Origin of the sequence: Ruminococcus sp. YRD2003 (assembly GCA_900109435.1) — a bacterium.
GTDB lineage: Bacteria > Bacillota > Clostridia > Oscillospirales > Ruminococcaceae > Ruminococcus > Ruminococcus flavefaciens_G.
The window spans coordinates 215,154-236,089 of the sequence record FNZT01000003.1; the positions used below are offsets into that span (position 1 = coordinate 215,154).

17 protein-coding genes and 1 pseudogene are annotated in these 20,936 nt (G+C 39.5%); 3 read left to right on the plus strand and 15 right to left on the minus strand.

The genetic code is table 11. From position 1 onward, the window contains the following. Window positions 1–96 precede the first annotated feature (96 nt). Window positions 97–1,476, plus strand: coding sequence for an MATE family efflux transporter (locus BMX22_RS01035; RefSeq protein WP_074740074.1), 1,380 nt, complete (start codon window positions 97–99; stop codon window positions 1,474–1,476). Between the two features lie 85 nt (window positions 1,477–1,561). On the opposite strand, the gene BMX22_RS01040 is transcribed toward BMX22_RS01035, so the two are convergent. Together BMX22_RS01040 and BMX22_RS01045 are read right to left on the minus strand one after the other, a co-directional pair. Continuing rightward, window positions 1,562–3,619, minus strand: a complete 2,058-nt coding sequence (locus BMX22_RS01040) for a hypothetical protein (RefSeq protein ID WP_074740075.1) — start codon at window positions 3,617–3,619, stop codon at window positions 1,562–1,564. Beyond that, complete coding sequence (locus BMX22_RS01045) at window positions 3,616–4,107, minus strand: RNA polymerase sigma factor (RefSeq protein ID WP_074740076.1); 492 nt, start codon at window positions 4,105–4,107, stop codon at window positions 3,616–3,618. The genes BMX22_RS01040 and BMX22_RS01045 overlap by 4 nt, the downstream gene beginning before the upstream one ends. Before the next feature lie 223 nt (window positions 4,108–4,330). Between BMX22_RS01045 and BMX22_RS01050 the strand changes: the two genes are divergently transcribed. After that, a complete protein-coding gene (locus tag BMX22_RS01050; protein ID WP_074740077.1) occupies window positions 4,331–5,626 on the plus strand; it encodes a GGDEF domain-containing protein in 1,296 nt (431 codons plus the stop codon). Between the two features lie 452 nt (window positions 5,627–6,078). On the opposite strand, the gene BMX22_RS01055 is transcribed toward BMX22_RS01050, so the two are convergent. The 8 genes and pseudogenes from BMX22_RS01055 to BMX22_RS01085 all read right to left on the minus strand — a co-directional run bounded on the left by BMX22_RS01055 (window position 6,079) and on the right by BMX22_RS01085 (window position 12,633). After that, the gene (locus BMX22_RS01055; RefSeq protein ID WP_074740078.1) at window positions 6,079–8,655 is read right to left on the minus strand and encodes a DEAD/DEAH box helicase family protein; all 2,577 of its coding nucleotides are present in this window, start codon (window positions 8,653–8,655) and stop codon (window positions 6,079–6,081) included. A 14-nt stretch (window positions 8,656–8,669) separates the two neighbouring features. Then, the gene (locus tag BMX22_RS01060; protein WP_074740079.1) at window positions 8,670–9,299 is read right to left on the minus strand and encodes a hypothetical protein; all 630 of its coding nucleotides are present in this window, start codon (window positions 9,297–9,299) and stop codon (window positions 8,670–8,672) included. Window positions 9,300–9,380: 81 nt separating this feature from the next. Continuing rightward, complete coding sequence (locus BMX22_RS01065) at window positions 9,381–9,842, minus strand: hypothetical protein (RefSeq protein WP_074740080.1); 462 nt, start codon at window positions 9,840–9,842, stop codon at window positions 9,381–9,383. A 102-nt stretch (window positions 9,843–9,944) separates the two neighbouring features. Then, window positions 9,945–10,466, minus strand: a pseudogene (locus tag BMX22_RS01070) (nitroreductase family protein); the annotation flags it as partial. A 250-nt stretch (window positions 10,467–10,716) separates the two neighbouring features. After that, window positions 10,717–11,469, minus strand: a complete 753-nt coding sequence (locus BMX22_RS01075) for a hypothetical protein (RefSeq protein ID WP_074740081.1) — start codon at window positions 11,467–11,469, stop codon at window positions 10,717–10,719. Window positions 11,470–11,518: 49 nt separating this feature from the next. Beyond that, window positions 11,519–11,689, minus strand: a complete 171-nt coding sequence (locus BMX22_RS16310; RefSeq protein WP_177172946.1) for a hypothetical protein — start codon at window positions 11,687–11,689, stop codon at window positions 11,519–11,521. 21 nt (window positions 11,690–11,710) lie between these two features. Then, window positions 11,711–12,172 carry a hypothetical protein gene (locus BMX22_RS01080; RefSeq protein ID WP_074740082.1) on the minus strand — a complete coding sequence of 154 codons (462 nt, stop codon included), beginning with the start codon at window positions 12,170–12,172 and terminating at the stop codon, window positions 11,711–11,713. Further along, on the minus strand, window positions 12,169–12,633 hold the full coding sequence (locus BMX22_RS01085; protein ID WP_074740083.1) for a DUF3990 domain-containing protein: 465 nt from the start codon (window positions 12,631–12,633) through the stop codon (window positions 12,169–12,171). Before BMX22_RS01085 ends, BMX22_RS01080 begins: the two co-directional genes overlap by 4 nt. Window positions 12,634–12,859: 226 nt before the next feature. On the opposite strand from BMX22_RS01085, the gene BMX22_RS01090 reads away from it, so the two are divergent. Continuing rightward, window positions 12,860–14,146: a recombinase family protein gene (locus BMX22_RS01090; RefSeq protein WP_177172947.1), complete on the plus strand. Its 1,287-nt coding sequence runs from the start codon at window positions 12,860–12,862 to the stop codon at window positions 14,144–14,146. A 394-nt stretch (window positions 14,147–14,540) separates the two neighbouring features. Here the strand turns inward: BMX22_RS01090 and BMX22_RS01095 are convergent, their stop codons facing one another. The 5 genes from BMX22_RS01095 to BMX22_RS01115 are packed head-to-tail and all read right to left on the minus strand — an operon-like array spanning window position 14,541 to window position 20,910. After that, a complete protein-coding gene (locus tag BMX22_RS01095; RefSeq protein ID WP_074740085.1) occupies window positions 14,541–16,541 on the minus strand; it encodes an ATP-binding protein in 2,001 nt (666 codons plus the stop codon). Window positions 16,542–16,588: 47 nt separating this feature from the next. After that, window positions 16,589–17,824, minus strand: a complete 1,236-nt coding sequence (gene dcm / locus BMX22_RS01100; RefSeq protein WP_074740086.1) for a DNA (cytosine-5-)-methyltransferase — start codon at window positions 17,822–17,824, stop codon at window positions 16,589–16,591. A gap of 8 nt (window positions 17,825–17,832) precedes the next feature. Next, on the minus strand, window positions 17,833–18,273 hold the full coding sequence (locus BMX22_RS01105; protein WP_074740087.1) for a very short patch repair endonuclease: 441 nt from the start codon (window positions 18,271–18,273) through the stop codon (window positions 17,833–17,835). Continuing rightward, the gene (locus BMX22_RS01110) at window positions 18,260–19,552 is read right to left on the minus strand and encodes an STAS-like domain-containing protein (RefSeq protein WP_074740088.1); all 1,293 of its coding nucleotides are present in this window, start codon (window positions 19,550–19,552) and stop codon (window positions 18,260–18,262) included. The genes BMX22_RS01105 and BMX22_RS01110 overlap by 14 nt, the downstream gene beginning before the upstream one ends. A 2-nt stretch (window positions 19,553–19,554) precedes the next feature. After that, window positions 19,555–20,910, minus strand: coding sequence for a Sau3AI family type II restriction endonuclease (locus tag BMX22_RS01115; protein WP_074740089.1), 1,356 nt, complete (start codon window positions 20,908–20,910; stop codon window positions 19,555–19,557). Between the last annotated feature and the right edge of the window lie 26 nt (window positions 20,911–20,936).

Genomic DNA, 20,936 nt, shown 5'->3' on the forward strand with positions numbered 1-20,936 from the left:
AAAAAATGCAATACTTCTGATATAAATCCTCCTATATATATTATATAATAGACTCAGAAAGCACAAACAGCATTGACGTGACAAGGAGGTAGAATTATGGCGAAAACATCCGACCTCACTCAGGGCAAGGTAAGCAAACTGGTTCTTGCATTTTTCTTTCCCATGCTTTTCACAAATATGTTCCAGCAGGTCTATTCGCTTGCTGATACAGCCATAGTCGGCAAGGGCATCAGCGACGACGCCCTTGGCGCTGTAGGAAACATGGGCTCGCTGTTTTTTCTGATAGTCGGTTTCTCCATGGGACTTTCCAACGGATTCTGCGTACTTATCGCGCAGGCTTTCGGAGCGAAAGACTACGATAAAATGCGCCGCACCACAGCTCATGCCGTAAAGCTTGCAGCTGCTATCGCGGTGATACTCACCTTTTTCAGTATAGTTTTTCTGAGATTTGCACTCCGTCTGCTCAGGACTTCCGACCTGATAATGCACGACAGCCTTACTTACGGTTACATCGTATTCGGCGGACTGGTCACAGCTATCGCTTATAATCTTTGTGCGGGCATATTGCGTGCTCTCGGCGACAGCAAGACTCCATTCAAGGCTATAATCGTTTCAACGGTAATGAACATCGCTCTTGATTCATTCTTTATATTTGTCCTGAAAACAGGTGTTGAAGGGGCTGCTATAGCGACAGTTGCCGCACAGATTGTATCAGCGGCGATATGTTTCATAAAACTCAGCAAGATCGACGAGATAAAGCTTTCCAAGGCTGATTTTGCCTTTGACGGCAGCCTTTACCTCGACCTGCTGAAAAACGGCGTTCCGATGGCACTGATGAATTCTATCACAGCTGTTGGCTGCATGGTGGTACAGGGCTTTGTAAACGGTCTCGGACTGGCTTACACCTCCGCATACTCCGCGTGCAGCAAGTTTATCAACATCTTTATGTCACCTGCCGTTACCGCGGGATTCTCGATGTCGGCTTTCACGAGTCAGAATTTCGGAGCAAAGGAATACGGACGTATCAAGGAAGGCACAAAAGTCTGTCTCACTATTTCGTTCATAGCTTATGTTATATTCGGCGCTGCTATGGTATTTTTCCCGCGTCAGCTCGCAGGTCTTATGCTCAGTGGTGATGAGCAGATAAGCATTGCAGCTCAGTTCCTGCCCGTTACGGGAGTAATGCTCTTTGCAGTCGACTTCCTGTTCGTTTTCCGCAACGGCGTACAGGGTATGGGCTCCCCGTTTATCCCGATGTGTTCGGGAATACTCGAAATGGTGCTCCGTATCGCTGTTATCGCGCTCTTTATCGGCGGACTCGGCTTTAAAGCCACAGCGTACGCAGAAGTCCTTGCATGGACAGGCGCGCTGATAATGAACGCCTCTGCATTCATATATATGCTCTCGCGAAAGCTCAGTGAGCAGAGGGTCAGTAATGTCCCGCAGGGAGCACAGGTCGCAGTGACCGCTAACTAATGCTTTGTTCTTACTCCTTACATACCTGACGGAAAAGCCGCCCTGAGCACAGGACGGCTTTTCTGCATTTATTTGACAGACCGAGTTATTCGTTAAAAGGATCATATTTTTTTATATTTTCCGATTGCTTTGCGGAAAGTTCGGGCATCGTGAAGCTGTCGCTGTCATAAACAACGTTGCTTAAACGGAATCTTTCATCTAATGCTGCCTCAGCGTCTGTTCCGAACGGTTTCTTTTCAAAAAAGAGCGGTGTTCCGCGGGAATCGACATCAAGTGTTATATCACAACCAAAATCGCCGTTATAGTCTACCTTGAATTCAAAGTGGCTGACACCGTCCACGACCGTCATAGTACCTGACTTTTCGTGGACGTTGACCGTATTGAGCTCAAAGAATACAGCATCTGCAATGGTATTAAGGTTAAAGAACCCATAATTTCCGCCCAATACTTCATTGCGGGCTCCCGATACCTCGACAACCGTCATATCGTTTCGACGGGCATAATCAATTTTACATCCCGCGAATAACGAGCCATTATCGAATTCATCGAGAGTGATGTTCTCGGCATCGAGTGAATTGCTGAGGTGTATGTGCCCCTTGCCTCTCGGAGCGGGTCTGTTTATGTCCTCGTTTTCATCGTGGAAGTATGATTCGTATTCAGCAGTGAGGTTATCGTACTCCTCCTCGGGAGAGGTCAGCATATACATAGCAAGAGTGAAATTATCGGACTTCAAGCTTGTCTCAAAGATGTCGATCATCTGTAAATACGTTCCCATATCCTTTGTTCGGCAGACCATTCCCGACATCTGGTCGTAAACAACGCCGTCGATACCGAACTCGATATCATTATTAAGGTGATAGGAATTGTAGAAAGGAATCACAGGGTCGTAGTCCTTGGCTTTTTCCCACTCCATATCCTTGATCAGGCTGAGAATGGCATCTCGCGAGTCGCCGCCGAGCGGGAATGAGATGCTTCTGGCTTTGATATCCTCAGTCGGCTGGTATTCTGCCTCAACATCGTCGTTCATTGCGTGGATCTGCTCATAGAGTGACTTTGCAAATGCTTCGGAAGTATTCTCCTTGATTGTTTTGTCGGAAGTTGCTTCGGTCGTTTCCTCCGTAGTGTCACCGCTGATCAGGCAGTCGTGTATCTCGGTGCATAGCTCTGCGGGAGCATTGAACACGCATACATTACCCACTCCACCCATGCTGATATGATAAACCTCGAAAGAAGCATCGTTGTTGATCTTGACAACAAAGCGACTGTCTATGAGCATCGAGGCGTAGTTGCCGAATACCTGCTCGCTATACCCCATGCCTTCGATCTCGGAGATTTCAATGATACTGCTGCTGAGAAGCGGATACCCATCTGACAAATAGTCAAGCGATATTCTGTCGGCATATTTATCAAATATCCTGCGGACTTCTTGCTTCTTGTCATTGCCGAGAGCCTGCATACCGTTCGTCTCATCCGTATCATATTCAATATCATTCACCGAAAGGTCGGCATAGATGATATTTTTAGCGATCGCGCCCTGGATCTTGATATGGATATCGTCGCAGGAATACCACCGCAGCTCCTTATTATTTGTCCCGACTTCGTAGAATTCGATACCATTAGGGTACACCCAGAGTGCGAACTGACTGTCTCCGTAACAATTGATCTGTAGCGGAGTTACTTCTTCGGATTGACCATCACCTTTTTCGGTCTCCAAATATACAAACTCGTTGTCATTGAGTACCTTTGCAATATCCTCCACCATTGATCCTGGTGCATCCATCAGAGAAAAACCGTTTTCGCCGTTGATATTGAGCATGATTTTCGATACATCACCAAAAGGTGTAGAAAAGGACTCTCTTTCGGGTTCGGTCGCAACTATATCGGGAGGCAGCTCCTCGTCCATATTGCGGAGATACCGATATGCTCCCATACCTGCTCCGCCTATCAGCAATACCGCTGCCGCAGCCAGTGCCGCAGACTTTAGCAGGTACCGTTTCGGAGCTATCTCCACCGAGCTGACGCTGTCCTCATAGCCGTCGGGGATGAGGCTTTCGGAGGCAGAGAGCTGCTTTTCCATTTTCTCCCTGAACTTATCGGAACAGCGGATACCGTCAAGAGCTCTTTTGTAATCATCTTTTTTCATATCGCGCCCTCCTTTTCAAGTTCCATTTTCAGTTTTTCTCTGCCTCTTCTCAGCAGAGAGCATACCGTGTTCTCGCTCTTGCCCTGTATTTCAGCTATTTCGCGGGTATTATAGCCCTCATAGTAGTACAGGTATATGACCAAGGCATACTTCTCGGGAAGTGACCTTATCTCCGAAAGCACAGAGTTATCCTCAGTATTCATTTCATAGCTTGCCGACGAATAGTCCTGCGTCTCAAGCGAGTCTGTGCGGCTGAATCTGAAGCTTCGTCTGAGATTTTTACACTTATTGACAGCTACTCTGAGCAGCCACGCTTTAAGGTGCTCGTCGTCGGTGAAGCTTTGAGGTTTTGCGTGCAGCAGCAAAAAAGTATCCTGAGTGATATCCTCTGCCTCTGAGTAACTGCCGCAGCAGGCAAAAGCAGCTCGCAATACTGTATCGCCGAATTTTTGGAAAGCATACAGCGCTGTATTATCGTTCCGTACCATAATATCCGCCTCCTTTCACTAATAACACAACTGAGCGGGGCATTTCCGTGCATCATATTTTTATTTTAAAAATATAACTTTAAATATTATATCATATCATAACACAAATTGCAATATAAAACGGAGCATTTCGACATTTAGAGCTTGCATTTAAGATATAACAGTGATATAATATCTATATGTGTTGATATCTTAATGCTATCATAAATAAGGATGGTGTAAAATGATAAATTTTGAAAATGTCACTCTTCAGCAGATCCTCGATTATATCGGAGGCGCGGTCGACGCGATTCTCCTTGCCGACCAGAACGGCGACCGCTACAGAGCTATCAGCCGCAAGGGCATTTTTAAAGATTTAATCGCCGAGAGCGGTACATATAAGGATATTGTCCAGAAACTGTGGTTCCACTTCAATAACTCGGATAAGAAGATAGCCGAGGAATATCAGGTCTTTATCCCTGATTTCGGTACATTTACAGGAAAATACAGCCAGCGCCTGAAGCTGTTTCTCGAAGGTGTCACTCATATAGTACAAATGACTGTTTTCCCTGTTGAGGGTTCGGAATATTACCTCATCATGCTCAACGAGCTTGACGAAAGCGAGTCCATAGATGAAGCCGAGACACAGCAGAAGGTAAGTACGATACAGAATATTTACCTGTTCTCGATGTGCTTTGACCTTGTACGCGACACAACGAGCAGCCTGTCCTTGACAGAAGTCTCCGAAGAGACGATGAATTCACAGATCAGCTATACCGCTTGGCGGCAGATGATAGTCAATATGATCTGGAAGAACGACCAGCCCCTCTTTATGGAACGCTCCGACCCTGCATACCTTCGTTCGCATTTTCTCCCCGGACAAATAGAATCCTTTGACTGCCAGATGCAGAACCTTGACGGAGTATACATATGGGTAAAGCTTATATTCAGTCGCATGGAAACAACCAACAAGAACGATTACCGTTTTGTATACATGGTCCAGAATATCCATGATACGACTGTCAGCATGAAAGCTACACTGAAGCACTACGAAGAGCTTTCTATGCACGATTCGCTCACTCATATCTTCAATCACGGACGTATCGAGACCGAGCTTTGCAATGCAGTCGACAATTACAGAAACAGCGGTTGTTCGGCTGCACTTCTTGTTCTCGACATCGACCATTTCAAAGAAGTGAATGATACTTACGGTCACGCAATTGGCGACTCGACTCTTGTCAGATTAACAGAGATAATCAAATCGGTCATGAGCGGCAAAAACGCTGTCTACGGCAGATGGGGCGGCGAGGAATTTGCAATAGTCGTATATGATACGGATATAGATAAGCTAAATTCTATTACAAACGAGCTCAGAACAAGCGTAGAAAAGGAAGAATTCCCTGCTGTCGGTTTGGTCACGTGCAGTATCGGTGCCTCCTTACTCAACGCAGACGACACTTTCGAGACATGGTTTGACCGCGCTGATAAGGCAATGTATTCAGCAAAAACAAACGGCAGGAACCGTGTCTGTATCAAATAACAGTATAGAGAAAAGCTCTCCGCGAGGGGGCATTTCAGCCCCACAGGATTGCGGCTCGGCAGCCGCTTTTTTCATTAACATAACACCGCACAAAGCCGTCAGACGTACTTTGTGCGGTGTTATTTTAGGGATAGGACGCAGATGTTGCGTCAAAAAACAAACGCCCCGCTAAAAAGCGGAGCGCTAACTTGCCGGAAGAAGTTTCCGGTATGGTGGAGGCGATGCACGCCCCTCTAATTCTGCTTGTTTTTAAAATTTCCGAAGTGCGACACCTCGCAGAATCGGCGTTTTCGGAGCGTTAGGATTCCAGAAAAGCTGTAACGTTTATAAACCTCAGAAGCTCTTTTTAAGAGAGAGCAGAGTAATGTCACCAATTTTTTTGCCTTTCAATTCTGTCAAACGACACTTCAACATCACAGATTCTTTTCCTTGATTTATACTATTAAACGATATTACATTTCATTAATATCGAATTCGAGCATTTTTCCATACAGGAAATGTTCACATTCCTCATAATTAGGATATTCATGCTCAAGTCTTCTGAAGTCAGCATTATGTTTTGGATTGTCTCGATGCAGCATTTCATGGTATATTACGAATTTGACCACTTCTCTCGGAACATCCTTGCTGTTAAGAATCGAATTGATTTTTATTGAATGATCTTCTGTGTAGTGAACTCCATAGTATGTTTTATAAGGCTTGTCTGTCCAACTTATCGATGAAATACCGTCAAACTCTCCTTGAAAACATTCATTTTTAACTTCTTCAAACAGCTCTTTTATATCATAAAATGCATTCTTATCAAAAGGAATCATTTCAACAGGTAGTTCTTCAACTTTTGTTCGCAACACACTGCTGCTTCCATATTTTTGAACATTACAAATTTCTTGAAGAAAAACTACACAGTCTTCATAGACATCACGAATTATTTCATGTTCATAAAACATATCAATCGCAAGTCCGTAAACATCTCTGTTTTCTTTCTTGGCACGCTCAATTACATAATTTGGATCAGCGAATACTCTGTCCCTTAACGGTCGAAATGTTGGAGGTTCTTCAAGTGTCCTTATATTATCTATAAGTAAGTCGAGTTCATGGATATCCGGTTTATAACAGAATCCGGAAAAGTAGCAGTCAATTGCATTCTGAGCGGTAAAGTCAAGATTGTTCAGCCACTGTTTTTTATCCTTCATCATTGCTTTTAAGCCGGGAACCTGATCCTCGAATATAAGCATTCTGGTTAACTCGCCATACTCATCCATCAACGTATACCATCCTGAAGGAACTGTAACAGTGCAGTTCGATTCGGCAGCATTTATCCTTAATGCACGATATAAAGCTTTGCAGACTTTCCATTCATATGATACAATTTCACGCTTCTTCTTTTCATATATTTTTTCGTCAGGCTCTTCAAGTTCTTCTTGTATAAGCCACTGAGGATCCAACCATTTGTTAAACACTTCCCATTGGTCATGAAAATCTACAATGTTGACAGTTTCTGTGCCTTTAGCGATTGGACCTCTCATACCTCGTCCTATCATTTGCATAAGAAAACCTTCGCTTGTAGTAGGACGAGTTAGAAATACAGTCTGGATATCAGGAACGTCTGTACCTTCTGTAAGTATATTGACATTTACAAGTACATCAAGCTTGTTATCTTTGAAGTCATTGATAACTTTAGAATTATCTTCCTTTCCGGAATATACAAGTCCGCAACGCACTTTCTTCTTTGAAAGTTCTTCATACAAAAAGCGACAATGAACCACATTTAATGCAAAAATCAAGGTTTTACCGTATTTTTCAATGTTTTCAAGATATTGTTTAAGAATGATGGCATTTCTTTCTTTTGATACAGCTATCTTATGAACGAGGGTATCGGGTAATTCACCATATTTATTTATAAACTTTGCTTCATCATAAGATATATCAGGTTCAAAATTTTCGGAAGTTTCGATACGTTCATACTGTGGATCAGCAAGTATCTTCTTAGCTATGAGGTCTGACATTGCAACCTCATAGATCTTGGTGTTATCAAATATCTTGAGCAGATGAGCAGTTTCTTTATCATTGGAGCGAATAGGAGTTGCTGTTAATCCCAGCAATTTAACTTTGCTTCTGCATTCTTTAATGAATTTTAGTGTGTTACGATATGATTTAGCCTCCGTATGGTGACATTCATCAATAACGACCATTACCTTACCACGTTTGAGGATTCTGCGTAAATGATCAAGGCTGCGACAGATAGACTGTATACTTGCAACTATTACTTCAACCTTATCTACTTGCCTGATGCTAATATGCTCACCGGAAATACAACTTATCCTATAATCTTTGATGTCCGGCTTATAGAATTTACTCAGTCCGGCAAACTGATAAAAGCAGTCAGCTGCCTGATCTATAAGCATATGGCGGTGAGCTATCCATAGTATCTGATAGCCTCTGGATATCATTTCTTTGATAAGGAAGTATGTAGCAGTACGGCTTTTTCCGCTTCCTGTTGGCATAACAAGTATACCGGAATCCTTATCTTCCGTGATATAGTGTTTAGTCAACTTATTTACTGCTTCTTCCTGAAAATCATATAAAGGTACTTCTTCTGCATATGTTTCCGACATACGAAGAGATACTGTTGTTTTGAATTTACTGTATTCGTTGAGCTGTACTTCGATATTGCTGATATTATACATAGCTCGAATATATGCGTCAATAAGGCTCGATGAAGTAGTTTTTTTCATTAGCGCCAGCCATTTTGCATTATAAGAACGACCTGTTATGTATAATGCTTTGTATATCTTTTCTACTTCATCTTTAAAGGAATTCAGAAGCGAGTTTTCAATTATTTTTCGGTGTTTCTGAATGAGTGAAATGTTTGGTTCAGAGTACACTGAACACATTACGCTTATGAGAGTATCATCATCTTCGTTTTTTATAGCATAATCCACTAACTCTCGCTGATCTTTATCAAGTTCAGATGCGTTCAGTATCTCAGTCAGGAATTTTTGACCAAAGTTTATCCATGTGAATCCCATTTCAGCACTCCCTTTCAGATCATATTCTCACCGTTATAGTTCTCTATGCTTTCGATCATTTTGTTGACATAGTTGATCTCGTCCATGTCATATGTATCACTTCCGACAAACCATATATTTGAATGACCATATCCGAAAGAATATCCCATTTTACCGCTTGTTGGTACGAACCAGTTTCCATTGCAGAAACGCTCCTGATAGGGAAGCAGTACACAATCTCTCTTTTCGGCGAGAAATGAGTATGCCTGAATATATTCCTCATCACCTTCACCTGGAAATGAACATTCCCTATAATAGCGGTATACCGTTGCATTTTTATAAAATCCGACAACTCTCATAGTCTTATTATTCATTGGTTTAGAACAGAAAACTACAATAACGTTATCAACAGAGAGTGCTTCTTTCATGCTTTTACATCCAACGATACGCTCGATGTGAAGTTGGGGATCCTTACCGCCAAGAAGCTGGGTAAATCCAAGGCAGTATTCCTTATTATCTTCCAGTATAACCGGATCAAAGTTATAACACTCATGTGCATAATTGGTATCTTTGACATATGATCCGCCGTTGACTGGTTTGTCGGTATCGGTGATACCTTTGTAGAATTTCATATCGGCTATTCTTGCAAATATAATAGGTTTCATAATGATTACCTCCTGTGTTTTTTCTTTAATCATATAATATCACAGAGAGATAAAGCATTCAAGGTAGTTTCTTTCACCTTATTACCTGCTAAGTTTTTTCCCAGTGTATTTCTCGTATTGTTCACAGAATTTATGGATATCATCATTGGTTTCAAGATAATTGATACATATGTAATCAGCAACATCTGTCTTCCTTAATGGTCCGCCGCAAAGCTCAAAGAGTTTATTTGCTTCTTCAAGTGACATATGCAATCCAATAGCGAATTTATAAAGGAATGTACGAGTAACTCTTATCGAACCGTTTATAGTCTTCTTAAGACTTGTTTCACTTATGAGACACATTTCTTCTATTAACCCATATCCAGGTGTCGCTAAAACTCCATGTCTTTTGTCATTTTCCATCTTTTTTGAAGATATGAGTTTAGGAAGCATATCGTTAACTTTGAAACGTTGCATTTCTTCCGGTGTTACGCTATAAGAGACTTTATTTTGCTTTTTTTCGGCGTTTTCAATTACTTTTTTCATTTCTTCTGCAGTTACCATAATACAATCCTCCTTAAACGTTGTAGCATTTTATCGTATAATCAGGATCACCTTGCCTGATTATAAATATCTTCATATTACTTTGCCTTTCTGTCAAGTGAATCAGAATTTATCCCAGTGAATCCGTTCTTTGATATCTATATCCTTCTGCTTGACTGGTTTAATATCCTTTTCAGGTCTTCCAATCCCGATGAAACAAGGCATAAAGTAATCACTCGGAAAACCAAGTACATCTCTTGCGTATTCTGCCTCGTTACCGAGCGGAACTCTTAAATTACAGCCGTATCCCTCAGCTGTTGCTGCAAGGAATATATTCTCTATACTGCACCAGATAGAAGCAAAGCCGTTGAGATGCGATATATTATCGGGATGAAATATATCTGTTTTTTGCTTGAGCAGCGGTATTATTATTGCTGATGCGTCAAACAGCATCCGGTACTGCTTCGGAACAGCATTACGGTAACACTCCTGCTGTAGACTGTCTGTCAGATTCCATTCTTTTATGAGTGCATCCATATCTTCATCAGATATTCCTTTTGGAATTATATCAAGCAATCTTGCAACTGTACTCTTATCACTTACAACGATATAATGCCAGTCTCTCATATGATCGTTAGTAGGTGCTTTTAAGGCAGCTCATATTATTCTTTCGATGATGTCTTCGGGGATAACTTCATTCTCAAACTCACGGACCGTTCTTCTGTTATTTATCGCATCGTAAAATTCCATATTGAAAACTCCTGTGATTTATATATGCAAACAAAGTGAAGTTGGAAACACTCCATGATTTCTGCCACAGACAAAATATCATTTTTCAGTACATCCAGTAATCTACGAACTTGGGGTAACTTGTAGGCTGCTCTGTCTGATTTTTTCAATCTGCTCCTGATTCGATATTGGCTAAAGTACAAAATGATTTATTACCTTTTGAGGTGTTCTTTATTAATGACTCAATTAAGTTTTGGATAGTGTTATGAGTATTCTTATCCTTACTTACAATAAAGTAATCTCTGACCGAGAATCTTCTGAACGTTACTATTTGAATCAGATTACGGTCTGCACAGGATTCTTCACACAGTTTTTCTATTATCTCATTAAAGTAAACATCTTCTTTTTTTCTGCTTCGGTGATTATAGATAATCACTGTTTTACCATTTTTTAAATAGTCCTTGACCTCACAGTAATAGGAATATTTTACGCTTTTGACCGAACCCATTTTAACAGAATTGCAGAGAAGTCCATTGTCAGGATCGAGAAAAACAACATCACATTTTTCAAGCTTTTTCATTGCAGTCGTGTGCCAAATTGAACGTTTGTCATTTCCTCTTGGAATAATTCTATTATAGTAAACTGCATTCCTGATCAATTTCTTTTTTTCAAGCATTTTTATAGAATGTTTATCTTTCAACGATTCAAGTGCAGTTGCTATATCGGGAGCGTAGTCCTTAAAAGTGGTAAAATCACGATATCTACCATCTTCTTGCTTGAATTTACCATTTTTATCACGTTCAAAATCAAGCTCCCCGGGGTTATACCAGTTTATGCCTATGATATATTTCTCAGATAGTTTGCGAAGAAGCCCGAGTTTTCCATAATCACCAATATCACCTGCATATCTATCCTGCATACATTCACCCGATTTCAGATTTGAATTATAAATGCACAATTCAAGTTCATTATTGTTTCGGAACGATCCAAGTCTCACATATCAGCGTACCGTCTGATCTGCATTCGCGGATAACTCCGCTTACAGCATTTTCCTCGCTTTCGACCACTTTGCCGTACTTGTCAAAATAAAGTAATTCTGAGTAATCACCGTCATTAGGTGTTGGCTCATAAATCCGCATTATATAATATCTCCCGTATTATCATTGCAATGGTTTACAGTCATTCAAAAAGGTCTGATATATCGCATCGGGTGAATCATAGTAGAAGCTGCTGTTGTAGTCCTCAATGAGCGAAACTATACCTGAATTGAAAACTTTTATCAGAACTGTTATAACATCAGTATTTTCAGTCTCAGATATTTTTAGTATCAGGCGCTTATACACCTTTCCGATATCCCAATGTGTAGGAACTGCATATCTGCACTCAGCTACGTTATCAAAGCTGCCTGTCTGTATTCCGCATTCACTTATGAAGTCATCTGAAACTCTGTCGATATTATCGCTGTGGTATATATCCGCAATGCTGTATATGTTGGAGATTTTATCTTTTCCGAGAGCGTTTACTATCACTGTGGGACTGTTCTTTGTTTTCCGTGCAATGTATTCTATCAGACTGCAAGTGTAAAAAAGATCATTGTTCTTTTTATCTTCTCTTCCGTTCATATTCCTACTGCCTCCGATCTGCAGAAGGTAAGGCATTTGAGAGCTTCTTCGGAGCAGAAGTTTATCTGATGTGTCGGATATTTGAACTTAGCCAGTACCCAGAACTGCTCTCTTGTAATGATACCATCGATATAATCAGCTATGAAGTTGTAAATCTGATCGTTTGCCATAGCTCCTATTACTATATCGTGATTATGAGGTTTACCGTTACGGCAGTCTATTATAAAGTCAAGCCATTCGTCCGTCATAGATTTGAATTCAAGTATATCGAGTTTTTCATCTATCAGCAATGAGTACACATTCACTGTTGGAGTGCTGTATCTCTTTGCCCATCTTTCAGCCTGCTCCTTTATTACAGTGCAGTAAAATCCTGTGCCAAAATCCTTTGTATATTTGCCTTCTATTATTTCCGGCTTTTGTATTTCAGTGTAACTGCCGTGATATACAAGCATCTTTCCCATACTATGACACCTCGCTTCATATTGCTTAATGGTATTATACCATATCAGGCTCTGAAACGCAATATATTTGTAAAAGAATTATCTATGAACTTTTCGTAGGTTTTATAATAGCCGAAAATATCAAGTTTGTTAGTTTCGCAAATCTTATTCCAAAAGAATTGCATTCCTTATACCGTGCTGATAAAATAATGATGACCGGTCCAAAAATGCGAAAGGAATGCAATTAATGGATAACAAACCGCTAAGAGTAGCCTGTTATGCAAGGTACTCAACAAGTATGCAGAGAGAAGAGTCTATCTCAGCACAGCTCAGGGCGATGAAGAAATTCTGTGCAGAGAATGGCTGGAAAATAATCGCAAAGTATGTTGACGAGGCTTATAGTGCGACCACAGACAAGCGTCCGCAGTTTCAGCAGATGATAGCAGACTCCAACAAAAGGGAGTTTGACGTTGTACTGGTGCATAAGCTCGACAGATTTGCAAGAAACCGCTATGATTCCAGCCTGTACAAGCAGAAACTCCGCAAGAACGGAGTAAAGCTTTGCAGTGTACTGGAGAGGCTTGACAACAGTCCTGAGTCTATACTGCTGGAAGGACTTCTCGAATCTATAAACGAATTCTATTCAGCCAATTTAGCAAGAGAGAGTATGAAAGGAATGAAGGAGAACGCCTATAAGTGTTTATTCAACGGAGGCTGTCCCGGACTCGGATATGATATTGATGAGTCTCAGCGCTACGTTATAAATGAGAACGAGGCTAAGGCAGTAATGCTGATATTCAGTATGTACCTCTGCGACTATACTTATCAACAGATAGCCGATGCACTGAATGCTGACGGTTTTCTCACTAAGATAGGCAAGCCATTTACAAGGAACTCTTTCATCGAGATATTAAGGAACGAAAAGTATACAGGCGTGTATGTTTTCAACCGTTCAGAGGCTAAAGGATATGACAACAAACGCAACAGTCACAGGAACAAATCTCCCGAAGAAATAATCCGCATCGAAGGCGGTATGCCAGCTATTATCAGCCGTGAAACATGGGAGGCTGCTCAGGAAAAGCGTATCGCTCATATGCACCACTCAAAACATTGTAACTGCGTTTATCTGCTCAGTAAAGTAGTTGTATGCGGCGTTTGCGGCAAAATGATGCATGGTTCTATACGTTTAAGACCGCCTCTTCCGTCTTATCATACTTATACCTGCGGAACAAAAAAAGCAGACTGCGATAACCCAAAAGCAATTGAGAAAAACAGCCTTGAACAGTACATCGTAGCTCTTGTAGAGAAAAAATGTATCACTTATGCTGAACCGTCGCTTCAAGCAAGCTTTTTTAGCCTCGGCAGGGATTCACTTGAATTCAGAACACTTCTTCAAAGGTTTATCAATAGGATAGTGGTCTTTCCCGAAAAGGTGATAGTCAAGCTGTATGTCAACGGCAAGGTCAAGTCATTCAGACGTGAACGCAGATTTTTCAAGACTCCTTCACAAAGATGCTTCAAGGACAAAATATAACGTCACCACTATTAAATTTGACATATTTTTCAAGCTGCTTTCTTTTTCCGCATCACCATTTCACTCGGTAAATGCAAGGCAACCCTTATGGCTATTTTTAGGAGATTTTCTGAAAAATCCTTTTATCAGCCATAAGGGTTGCTATTTAAAGTTTTATTATTTTAAGGATATATTTCCGTAACTATTATATTTATATTATTTTTATATTTTATATAATAATTATTACTAATAATATAGATAATAGATATAGAAATGATAAAAGATTGCCCTCGCAAGAGGGCTGACAGCAGACGAGCGACAGCGAGTGTATGCTGGCATTGCTCGATGCAATCAGACTGCACGTCAGTGCCACTGCCCGTGTAGGGCTATTATCACCTTATTTCATTACATTAAATTACATTTTATACGGAGCTATACTTGCTGAATTATCGATAATACTATTTACAGCATCATCTGCTGACTTATGTTCTTTCATCCAGACCGATTTAGAAAATTTCAGCTTATCCAAAAGAAATTGGCTACGAGTTTCCCATTCTTCAAATACTTCGCTCCATTTTTTTACAAATATTTTATGATTACCTACATTGTAAACTAATCCATTTTCACCATGATTAATGTTATTTTTTATTTCACCTTCGATATAATTTGTTGTATCAAACTTGTTACCAATTAGATAATATACCCACTGTGAATTTGCTGAATTAAATCTATCGTCCGATTGAATAACTCTCATATACTTCTTTACCTGAGATAGTTCTTTTTCGCCTAGTCTTACAGAAGGACGTTTTAACTCTACAACAATATTTTTGAAATACCCTAATGATTTATCCTGCTTTACTAAAAAGATATCCATTTCTTTATTTGCATCTTCATGATCAATCCTTGCATCTTGTATATTTTCTTTTTTAAATTCAAGAAGCCTTCTTAGTGCTTCATTAAAATCAGGTTCAGCAGATGTTAACAAATGATACTGCTCACCAATCAACCAAAAATGTCGTTCCATTACTCTTTGAATATGTTGAACTTCATATGCATTCCAAGTTTTATTAAATACTATTTCTTTTAATGCTTGCACCGACGCAGTCCTATCTTCAATAATCTTTATTGTAGAGATAATATTTGTCAAAGTGGTATGGCTTAGCAAATCAGCAAAACTCTTTCGTTCATCATCTTCTAATTCAACAACTTCATCCACGATTTTAAATAGACTCTCTTTATCATCACTACTCATTATTGTATTTAATAGTCTAATGAACACTTTCTTCTGTGATGTGTTTAATGATGCAAATAATTTGGGTTCAGCTATATACAAAGCTTCAACAATTGCGTCCAGCTGTTCTCTTTTGTATGAATCTATAATATTCGATTCATTAAAACAGGGATACGCTTTCTCATTTATCAGCTTTTCTATATAGATTTGAGATGCTTTTTTGAGGTAAGCTTTTCTTTTTTTGATAAGGCTTTGAGTAATAATTGTAATGAGCTTTTTGTATTCTGCATCATTTTCTGTTGATATAAGTCCCGGTTGATTTTCAATTTCTGGATCAAAAATGAAATCGTCAAAAAAATCACTTTTAATTTTTACACTATGGAAAAAGTTATCCGATTTATTGTTAAGTGTAGTTGCTTTTTTGTAGATTTCTTCTCCTTTAGAATTAAAAAAATAGAATCTTGAATATTCTTGACCTTTCTTTTCTTTCCAGAGTGCAACTTGAATTTCATATTCATGTTCTAGTTTTTCTTCATTAGCAATATCAATACTATAGCATTCAGAAATCAATTCAGTGAAATCGATTTTTACTTCATTGATGTAAATTGACAAGTTACGTTCAGAAAATACCCAAATCAACCAAAAGAACTCTTGTTTAATAACATCAATTATTTGCTTTTCATCTATAATACCATATACATTATAAAATGTAACGGTTGTACCAAGGGACTCATCTGTTATGCTTGGCATTTGATTATTATTAATATCATATTCGTTTAATGCTGTTCGAGACATCTCTATATAATACTTTTTGTTTATAGAATCAATATCTTTGTAAACTGTATTCCATTTAACTTGATCAGAGAATCGAAAAAAAGTTAATCTTCCTACTCCGTTTTTACCATGAGGAAGCGAATGCTTGTTCTTAAAGCTGACTCCATTACCTTTTTCAGATTCGTTAAAAGGAGTAAACTTTTTCTTAATTTCATTATAATTTATTCCATTACCATTATCACTTATTGATATTTCAGTAATTCCACCGAACTCATTGTTCTTCGTATTAATTCTTATTATATTTGCATTGGCATCTAATCCATTCCATATATATTCACATATTGCTATGTGAGGTTTAATTTTATTAAGATTTTTCTTTATGCCTTCTGATGTAATTTGCAATTTTTCCATATTGTTTTCCTCCTACAGAATATGTATATACAGGAAGTCATATTTAATTACTTATAATGATTGTCGCTATTGAGTAATTCTGTGCATATTTTCATAACGCAGTTAATAACCAACGCATTTCCCATACAAAAATACCGCATCCTCTCTGACATACCAGTATTCGTCCAGTTATCGGGGAATCCATTGAGTCTTTCGCATTCTACAGGTGTCAGGACTCTGAGTTTTCCTGTCTGCAAGTCTTTGACAACATGAGAAGTGCGACCAACTTGTGTTTCTGAGGTCAGCATCGTGCGTGAGGGTTTATCTAACGAGTCGGGAAATCCTACAGCACCCTCATTGAACCAATACACACTGCCATCACGCCTGTGATGTTGTTCGTGCTTCGCCCCCTTAGCATATATCCACTTTGGCATATCCTCTTCTTTAAGGAAATACCGTTCATCGACTGAACCCTGTTCAAGTATCTTTCCAAGAGGTATAAACGGTTCATGCCTCGGTGTGACCTCGACTGAATATATCCTGCCGTTCATCATAACACCTGCGTTATAGAGGTATACCTTCTGTATCTTTGAGAGCGATTCCATATCCTCAAAACGCATCTCATCTATCCAATGATCAACGTAGCTCCGTTGATGCGATGCTATCGGAAACGCCTTGGGCATTATACCATTTTCTGCAGCTTGCCTGTGCATAGCTTTCAACCCAGTGACACAGACTTGCTCGGCGAAGTCCTGGAATAGTTTTGTGCGGTTATGATATGCTATGATGAAAGTCCTCCGCCTACGCTGTGCTTGTCCGTAGTCGGCGGCATTTATAACACGCCACTCGACAGCATAGCCTTTCTGATAGAAGCACCTGAGAATGATAGAGAAGTCACGCCCACATTGCTTTGCAGGAGAGCGTATCAGCCTGTCCACATTTTCAAGTATCACATAGCTCGGGCGTTTCACTCTCAGAATATCATCTATCTGCCACCAGAGGACACCTTTCTTTCCCTCAATACCTGCGGAGTTTTTCTTCATTATCGAATAGTCCTGACAAGGAAATCCACCAACAAGTAGGTCATGGTCGGGAATATCTTTCTTTGCGACAGCTATGTCCTTGCAGACATGGTTCGAACTTTTGCCGAAGTGCGAGACATAGCAATCAAAAGCCCACTGGTCAGTTTTATACGGCTCCCATTGGTTCGCCCATATCACCTTGTATCTGTCTGATGCAGCTTCAAGCCCCAGACGAAAACCGCCTACTCCTGCGAATAGCTCGACAACTCTGACATTCCCCATAACATCACCTACAATGCTTGGTCTTTTTTCTTTTCAAGAAGCTCTAAAACAGCTTGCAGACACTCATCCGTATGCTTTAACACCTGTTTCTCCCAAAAATGAATTGTGATCCAGCCCATTTCTTGAAGTAGTACATCAACACGCTTGTCACGAGCCATATTCTCTTCTATTTTTTCTATCCAATACTCACGATTGTGTTTGAGCTTGGCTTTACGCTCTTCCCAATTCTCGCCGTGCCAGAATTCTCCATCAACAAAAACTGCGACTTTATATGTTGCTAGTGCTATATCGGGAGAACCAGGGAGCTTTTTATAATTTCGTCTGTATCTGTATCCCTCATGCCATAAACGCTTCGCAAGAATAGTTTCTGCTTTACCGTTTTTAAGTCGCACCCTGCTCATGCGTTTTCTTATTTCAGGCGTGGAATCGTAGCTTTTAGGGTGTTTCATCAATTGCTCCATTTACATCTATGTTTTCCCACTCATCAAATATTCTCATAGCGACGGCTCTATTACAAAGATGTTCAACCGTAGCATTCATTCCAATCAATCTAAACATTTGATTGAATTTATAGAAACCAGTTCTTACAACTAATTTAGCTATAAATTCATCTATAAATGATGAACTAACATTTTTTACATTTGAAAAGTCCAAAATAATAGGTGCATTAGTTCGAGTGATGATATTTAGCACATCGTTATATGATGCTTTACCTGCTTCTCTTGTCGCAGTTCCGCTACAATTTGCATAAACATCATACTGATGTAAGTCATTATCATTTAGCATGCGATCTAACCTTATATCAAATCCATCAAAACCACCAATGCTTTTAAAAACCTTTGTTATATCGACATCGTTACTAAGATCCATTTGGAAATCAACTATTGTTCCGTAATGACTTTTATCTATAATCGGTAATTCATCAAATTTGATTAATTCCTTGTTGGATCTATAAAAAATTGAGGCATTGCCAGAAGTAATAGTGAGCCGACCTTTATTATTTTCTATAATTCCGTATAAACCAAATAGTCCATTGCCTTGTCCTTTTCCATCACCTACTCCTTCTTGTAAGGATAAAGAAAGTGCATCAAGAGGTGTCTTAGGATTATGACTTGTTCCTTTAAGAGTTTGATATATTCCTATTCCATAGTCAAAAACACATATTGCAATATGTTTTTGTTGAGGATGATATTGAACTAAAATATAACCGCAATCACTCTCACTATGAAGAAGAACATTATCCATGACTTCGTTTAAACACCAAATCAAGCTATTAATAACACCGCTTGCACATTCAGAAGAATGGCTGATTGCGTTTATATATGATTGGGTTAATTCTGCAACTTGTTCAGATTTATCATAGCATATTATTTTATCAAAAGGATGTTTATCTGCTTTTATTTCATCTACTGATAAATAAAACGGTTTTTCAAACCCACAAGAAGATAAGTAGTGATGGAATGGAATATCAAATCTAAAATCAATACCATGTTTATCTTTGTAGTACTGTATTAGTCCAGCAATAGGTAGACAAGCATTTGGAAAAACTGTACTACATTTTACAATCACTACTACTTTAGTTATACTTCTTTTAATACAGATTCTAATACAACGTATAAAATTAGACACACACGCCGGATGATTAAGATTATATAGGCAAATAGTATTGCCTTTTAGTTCTACGTTCATTATATTATTTTGGTTTTTATCTCTTTTCCTATTCTCCATTTTTACTCCTTTATCTGTTTACAAATATAAGTTCTATTAAACCAGAAACATTGTTTAGTCATCATACGTCCGTCAGGAAGAGGAAGTTTATCGTTGCCGTCCTTTCCATGGGGACGTACATGAGCAACAGGGCTTTCAGCTTGTTTAGGCAAGTTGTTATAGACCTTTCCGTCCTTAGCATCCAGCACTACACCTTCTCGGATAGTCTTTACTGTACGTTCCCATACACGCTGTACTTCATCCAGATCATCATTGGATATGTTCCAGAACTTTACACGTTCAAACACATATTCTCCGTTATCGTTCTCATGAAAGATAACGAACAGGAACTTGGTCGGAGCAATATAGTTATAAAGCTCAGACTCTTCCCATTCTGTCTCTTTGCTTAGCTTGATAAAATCAAAGGTCGGGAATGACATACTTTCTTTTATCTTACCGCCTTGCTGTACTCTTATTGTCTTGGGTACGATGCAGGCTTTCTTGAATTCATCAGTATATGCTATTTTCCCCTTGATGCCGAGCATTTTAGCAAGTAAAACTTCGTTTAGATTTTTTGCGCTGCATTCCTCAACAGAAAACTGTTTTTTGAGTTGTTCCTGTGTTCTGCCGAAGTAAGGGCGTAACTTATCAACGATGATATCTTCGAATGATTGCTTTTGAAGTTGTTTCCAATCAGTGATGATACGTTCGTTAGTAGCTGTACCGAAGATGTACTGATTAAGTATTTGCGTCATATATGACGATTTTAGTGAGTAAGCTCGCTGCTTGGCCATAGTATCAGAGAATGGCTGTTTACGGACACTTGAAGCATTTGCTCCTTTGGTGCAGGCAGCAAGGTACATTGTATCTCCCTCGGAAATAAGATGTGCCTGACCGTCATGAACTTTCTTCATGATGATGTTCCAGTCACGTTCGATAATAACGAGATCTTCCATAGGAAAGCTGAACAGGATAGCTTTATCTATCTTGAACTCGCCCTTGGGGATATCCTTTTTATGCTCATAAGACATTAAGAGCATAGTCTCGCATTTATGCCAAAAAGAGCTAGTTTTAAATGTCTTATCATACTCTTCCATATAGTTGATGATATTGCAGACAAGGCGTTCCTTAGCTCTTATCTCGCCTTTCTTTCCTCTAATATATGGAGTAACTTTCAGTTCGACACCAGCTTCTGGAAAATCAGGTTCAGACTCACTATTTATAGAATACCCAAACCAACTCTCTTCGATGATAGAACCGACAGCTCCTTTGCCAGTGGAGATTCGACCTGTCTTATCGATATCTTTCAGTGGTATGCCGATGGCTTCTTGTCCACGTTTAAGCACTGCTTCTTTGGTAGTGTATTTTGTACCTTCCATGTGGTTGCTCCTATCGAAATTTCTCA

Bases quoted from the DNA above. Each gene is read 5' to 3' on its own strand.
- BMX22_RS01080 (WP_074740082.1), bottom strand. From the start codon at position 12,172: ATGAACGGAAGAGAAGATAAAAAGAACAATGATCTTTTTTACACTTGC.
- BMX22_RS01040 (WP_074740075.1), bottom strand. From the start codon at position 3,619: ATGAAAAAAGATGATTACAAAAGAGCTCTTGACGGTATCCGCTGTTCC.
- BMX22_RS01055 (WP_074740078.1), bottom strand. From the start codon at position 8,655: ATGGGATTCACATGGATAAACTTTGGTCAAAAATTCCTGACTGAGATA.
- BMX22_RS16310 (WP_177172946.1), bottom strand. From the start codon at position 11,689: ATGCGGATTTATGAGCCAACACCTAATGACGGTGATTACTCAGAATTA.
- BMX22_RS01045 (WP_074740076.1), bottom strand. From the start codon at position 4,107: ATGGTACGGAACGATAATACAGCGCTGTATGCTTTCCAAAAATTCGGC.
- BMX22_RS01075 (WP_074740081.1), bottom strand. From the start codon at position 11,469: ATGCAGGATAGATATGCAGGTGATATTGGTGATTATGGAAAACTCGGG.
- BMX22_RS01095 (WP_074740085.1), bottom strand. From the start codon at position 16,541: ATGGAAAAATTGCAAATTACATCAGAAGGCATAAAGAAAAATCTTAAT.
- BMX22_RS01085 (WP_074740083.1), bottom strand. From the start codon at position 12,633: ATGGGAAAGATGCTTGTATATCACGGCAGTTACACTGAAATACAAAAG.
- BMX22_RS01090 (WP_177172947.1), top strand. From the start codon at position 12,860: ATGGATAACAAACCGCTAAGAGTAGCCTGTTATGCAAGGTACTCAACA.
- BMX22_RS01065 (WP_074740080.1), bottom strand. From the start codon at position 9,842: ATGGTAACTGCAGAAGAAATGAAAAAAGTAATTGAAAACGCCGAAAAA.
- dcm (WP_074740086.1), bottom strand. From the start codon at position 17,824: ATGGGGAATGTCAGAGTTGTCGAGCTATTCGCAGGAGTAGGCGGTTTT.
- BMX22_RS01115 (WP_074740089.1), bottom strand. From the start codon at position 20,910: ATGGAAGGTACAAAATACACTACCAAAGAAGCAGTGCTTAAACGTGGA.
- BMX22_RS01105 (WP_074740087.1), bottom strand. From the start codon at position 18,273: ATGAAACACCCTAAAAGCTACGATTCCACGCCTGAAATAAGAAAACGC.
- BMX22_RS01050 (WP_074740077.1), top strand. From the start codon at position 4,331: ATGATAAATTTTGAAAATGTCACTCTTCAGCAGATCCTCGATTATATC.
- BMX22_RS01110 (WP_074740088.1), bottom strand. From the start codon at position 19,552: ATGGAGAATAGGAAAAGAGATAAAAACCAAAATAATATAATGAACGTA.
- BMX22_RS01060 (WP_074740079.1), bottom strand. From the start codon at position 9,299: ATGAAACCTATTATATTTGCAAGAATAGCCGATATGAAATTCTACAAA.
- BMX22_RS01035 (WP_074740074.1), top strand. From the start codon at position 97: ATGGCGAAAACATCCGACCTCACTCAGGGCAAGGTAAGCAAACTGGTT.